Origin of the sequence: Poseidonibacter ostreae, assembly GCF_009208075.1 — a bacterium.
Classification (GTDB): domain Bacteria; phylum Campylobacterota; class Campylobacteria; order Campylobacterales; family Arcobacteraceae; genus Poseidonibacter; species Poseidonibacter ostreae.
Window position 1 is genome coordinate 1 of sequence record NZ_WFKJ01000078.1, and the last position, 4587, is coordinate 4587.

Genomic DNA, 4587 nt, shown 5'->3' on the forward strand with positions numbered 1-4587 from the left:
AAAGAATTAAAAAACATTCTTCCTTTTACTCCAGTAATTTTTTTAACAGCAAATTCAGAAGTTGAAACAATAAAAAAAGCTTCTGAAGCTTTAGCTTATGGATATCTTTTAAAACCATATAAAAAATCTAATTTGCATGCAGCAATAGAAATAGCTTTAAGCAAAGCAGCTGAAGATAATGTAAAAAATAGAAGATTAGATGCAACACAAAATGTAAATAAAACATTAGTTCATCAACTTGAACTAAATACTGAACAACAATCTAGAACTATTCAATTAAAATATGGATACCTTTATGATAAAGAAAAAGAGATATTATATTATGGAGATGAACCAGTTAAATTAACTGCAAAAGAGATTAAAATTATAAAATATTTATGTAAGAGTCCTGGGCATAATGTATCTCAAGAACAATTAGAATATGCTATTTGGCAGGATGAACCTGCAGGATATGCGGCATTTAGATCTGTTTTATTTAGACTTAGAAATAAAATACATAAAGATTTAATTACTAATCAAAATAACACTGGATATAAAATAGAACTCTTCTAAAGTTTTAAAACAAAAAAGCGATGAAACTGCGATTGCTTTTTTGTACTATATAATAAAATAATTATATAGGATTTAGAACATGGATTTAAAAATACAAAATAAAATTGCACTAGTAACAGGTTCAACACAAGGTATAGGATTTGCAACTGCAAAAAAACTTTGTGAAGAAGGTGTTAATGTAATAATTAATGGAAGAAGTAAATCAAAAGTAAATAAAGCAGTTAACTCTCTAAAGAAACAATTTCCAAAACTAGATATCAAAGGTATAGTTGCTAATTTAAAAGATAAAAAAGGATGTGATAAGCTTATTAATAAAGTTCCACATATTGATATTTTAATTAATAATCTTGGTATATTTGAACCTAAAGAATTTGAAAAAATTTCTGAAGAAGAGTGGTTTAATATGTTTAATGTAAATGTAATGAGTGGAGTTAGATTATCTCAACATTATTTATCATCAATGATTAATCAAAACTGGGGAAGAATTATTTTTATTTCAAGTGAATCTGCGATTCAAATTCCTAAAGAAATGATTCATTATGGAATGAGTAAAACTGCACAGATATCTATTTCAAGAGGAATTGCAGAGCTCACAAAAGGTACAAATGTAACGTCAAACTCAATTATAGTAGGACCTTCTAAATCAGAAGGTGTTATGACTTTCTTTGAAGCAATTGCAAAACAAAATAAACAAACTGCACAAGAAATTGAAAAAGAATTCTTTGAAACTGCAAGACCTACTTCCTTAATTAAAAGATTTGCAGATGTACAAGAAAGTGCAAGTATGATTGTATATACAGCAAGTGCTTTATCCAGTGCAACAAATGGTGCAATCTTACGAGTTGATGGTGGTGTAGTTCAATCTGCATTTTAATAATGAAGAATATTTAAATTAAATAAAATGAAAAAGGAAATAAATGAGAAACTATAATATATCAATAATCAAAGGTGATGGAATAGGTCCAGAAATCGTTGATGAAGCAATAAAAGTATTAGATACTGTATCTGGAGCTTGTGATTTTACATTAGATTATAAAGAATATTTAATGGGAGGAATAGCTATTGATGAAACAGGTGTTCCTTTACCGCCTGAAACAGTTCCTGGAGTTTTAGCTTCAGATGCTTGTTTATTTGGTGCTATTGGTGGAGAAAAATGGGATAATCTTCCAAGAGAATTAAGACCAGAGTCTGGACTTTTAAAATTAAGAGAAGAGTTGGGTGTTTATGCAAACTTAAGACCTGCTATTGTTTATGATGAATTAGTAAATGCATCAACATTAAAACCTGAAGTAATTCAAGGTTGTGATATTATGGTTGTGCGTGAACTTATTGGTGGAATCTACTTTGGACAACCAAGAGCAAATGATGGTAATAAAGCATATAATACTATGGTTTATACAAAAGATGAAATTATTAGAATTGGTAAACAAGCTTTTGAATTTGCAATGAAAAGAGATAAGAGATTATGCTCTGTTGATAAAGCAAATGTTCTTGAAGTTTCTCAACTTTGGAGAGATACTATGATTGAATTATCAAAAGATTATCCAGAAGTTGAATTAACACATATGTATGTTGATAACGCAGCAATGCAATTAGTAAGAAACCCAAAACAATTTGATGTAATAGTAACTGGAAATATCTTTGGAGATATTTTATCTGATACAGCTTCAATGGTAGTAGGATCAATTGGATTATTACCATCTGCTTCTTCTGGAGATAAAACAGCAGTTTATGAACCAATTCATGGTAGTGCACCTGATATTGCAGGACAAGGAATAGCAAATCCAATTGCAACAATAGAAAGTGCAGCAATGATGCTAAGATATTCACTAGGTGAAGAAAAAGCTGCTGATATGATTACAAATGCAATTAAAAATGTATTAAAAGATGGATATAGAACAAAAGATTTAAGTTCTTTTGATGCTAAAGAAGTTTTATCTACTACTGAAATGGGTAGTGTTATTGCTGAATATTCAGTTAAATAATGTATAAAGAGAGAGGATTTTTAATGATTCCTCTCCTATATTAGATTAAATAGTTTTGAAATTGATTTATAGAAATTGTTAAGTTAGATGTTTTGTTATATTTTACTGATTATTTAGTAGAATTTATAATAACACCATCATTAAAATCAACTTCTTTTATAACTTCTTTTTTTTAAGCACATTTCACTATTTTCTAAAAACATTGCAATATTATGAAGATCTATTACAGACCTTGCTAATCTATCAAGTTTTGTAATATAAAGTACATCACCTTCTCTTACAAAATCCATCATAATCTTAAACTGTTCACGATCAGATTCATTCTTTCCTGACCTTTTTTCAAAGAAAATCTTTTTACAGCCTACACTCTTTAGTTGACAATTTGATTCTCAAGATTTTGACTTGAAGTTGAAACTCTTGCATAACCTACATTCATAATAAATCCTTTGTATTGAACTTACTATTTATCTCATATATTTTAATGATTGTAAAGTAATCTCTATTTTCCTAAAAAGAATAAGATTCTAAACATGTTTTTGTAGAGGTTTCTTTTTGATAGATTATTTATTAATTTTTGTATCCCATTTTCTGTTAACAAATTTTTATGCTAGCTTGAGAAGAGTTAAAGAAAATTAAAGTGTAAGAGTTTGGGAAAAGCATACTAAAGTCTTAGGATTGTATAATAATTTTTACGTATGTATTTTAAATACAAAAAAAGTGAGAAAGATTGATATGAGCGAATTTATACCAAATAATTTACCATTAGAAATAGATATAGAGACAAAAGCTATTCTTAAAAAATCAATCACTGCTAATAAAGCACTTGCTAATCTTAATGGTATAGCAAAAATTATTCCTAATCAAACAATATTAATAAACTCTTTAATCCTTCAAGAAGCAAAAGATAGTTCAGAGATAGAAAATATCATAACTACACATGACGAATTATATCAATCTAACTTAGATATATCAAACATATCTCATGCAACAAAAGAGGTTCAAAGTTACAGTAGAGCTTTATTAAAAGGGTTTGATCTCGTTAGAGAAAACTCTTTACTTTTAACCAGACATATTATTGATATTCAACAAGAATTAGAGGGAAATGTTGCAGGGGTTAGACAACAGATAGGGACAGTTTTAAAGAATCAAGCAACAGGAGAAGTTATTCATACCCCACCACAAGATGAAGCAACAATTAGAAAACTTCTTAACAATCTTGAGCACTATATAAATACAGCAGATGATGTAGATCCCCTTATAAAAATGGCAATCATTCACTATCAATTTGAATCAATCCACCCATTTTATGATGGTAATGGTAGAACAGGAAGGATTATAAATATTTTATATCTTGTATTAAATGAATTGTTAGATTTACCTATTTTATATTTAAGTAGCTATATCATAAAACATAAAGCTGATTATTACAGACTATTGCAAGAGGTAAGAGAAAAAGATTCTTGGGAAGAATGGATAATTTATCTGCTTGATGGTGTTGAACAAACGGCAATAAGACAAATAAAGCTTATAAATGCAATAAAGCAACTTATGGATAGTACAAAAATAAGGTTAAAAAAGGAACTTCCTAAAATATACTCTAAAGACCTCTTGGAAGTATTATTTATCCATCCTTATACAAAAATTGATATGTTGGTTGATAATTTAGGAATTACAAGACAAACAGCTTCTAAGCACTTAAAAGAACTGGACTCTATAGGCTTATTAGAAGAGAGAAAAATTAAAAATAGCAAGTTTTATATTAATAAAGAGCTTTTTATAATGTTACAAAAAGGTATTTAATTTAACATACTTTGTAATCTATGTTAAAAAAAGTTAAAAAGTTTAACATAGATTATAACTAATGTTAAATAAATAGAAAAAACTACACATAGGCCAAATAATTTATAATAAGCTGGAAGGGTAATAATGGTGATATTGAAAGTGTCATTTGATTTTGTAGAAACAATCAATAATACTGTTCTATATCAGTAAAGAGAAAGTTCCAAAACTACAGAGACTGTGAAAGAACTAAAGCCATTAATTACAGGTT

At 27.9% G+C, this 4587-nt stretch carries 5 protein-coding genes; 4 read left to right on the forward strand and 1 reads right to left on the reverse strand.

Annotated elements, in window-relative coordinates; genetic code table 11:
- The 3 genes from GBG18_RS14605 to leuB form a co-directional block, all read left to right on the forward strand.
- Nucleotides 1-552: response regulator transcription factor (locus GBG18_RS14605; RefSeq protein WP_152192254.1), on the forward strand; the 552-nt coding region annotated here is incomplete at its 5' end.
- A gap of 79 nt (nt 553-631) precedes the next feature.
- The gene (locus GBG18_RS14610) at nt 632-1426 is read left to right on the forward strand and encodes an SDR family NAD(P)-dependent oxidoreductase (protein WP_152192256.1); all 795 of its coding nucleotides are present in this window, start codon (nt 632-634) and stop codon (nt 1424-1426) included.
- Nucleotides 1427-1469: 43 nt separating this feature from the next.
- Entirely contained in the window at nt 1470-2537 is a 1068-nt protein-coding gene (gene leuB, locus GBG18_RS14615) for a 3-isopropylmalate dehydrogenase (protein ID WP_152192257.1), read from the forward strand.
- 146 nt (nt 2538-2683) lie between these two features.
- Here leuB and GBG18_RS14620 read toward each other — a convergent pair whose 3' ends face one another.
- Complete coding sequence (locus GBG18_RS14620; protein ID WP_226896503.1) at nt 2684-2887, reverse strand: recombinase family protein; 204 nt, start codon at nt 2885-2887, stop codon at nt 2684-2686.
- 382 nt (nt 2888-3269) lie between these two features.
- On the opposite strand from GBG18_RS14620, the gene GBG18_RS14625 reads away from it, so the two are divergent.
- Nucleotides 3270-4337: a Fic family protein gene (locus tag GBG18_RS14625; RefSeq protein WP_152192259.1), complete on the forward strand. Its 1068-nt coding sequence runs from the start codon at nt 3270-3272 to the stop codon at nt 4335-4337.
- Nucleotides 4338-4587: the final 250 nt, after the last annotated feature.

Coding starts and splice junctions, on each gene's coding strand:
- GBG18_RS14610 (WP_152192256.1), top strand. CDS start 632: ATGGATTTAAAAATACAAAATAAAATTGCACTAGTAACAGGTTCAACA.
- leuB (WP_152192257.1), top strand. CDS start 1,470: ATGAGAAACTATAATATATCAATAATCAAAGGTGATGGAATAGGTCCA.
- GBG18_RS14625 (WP_152192259.1), top strand. CDS start 3,270: ATGAGCGAATTTATACCAAATAATTTACCATTAGAAATAGATATAGAG.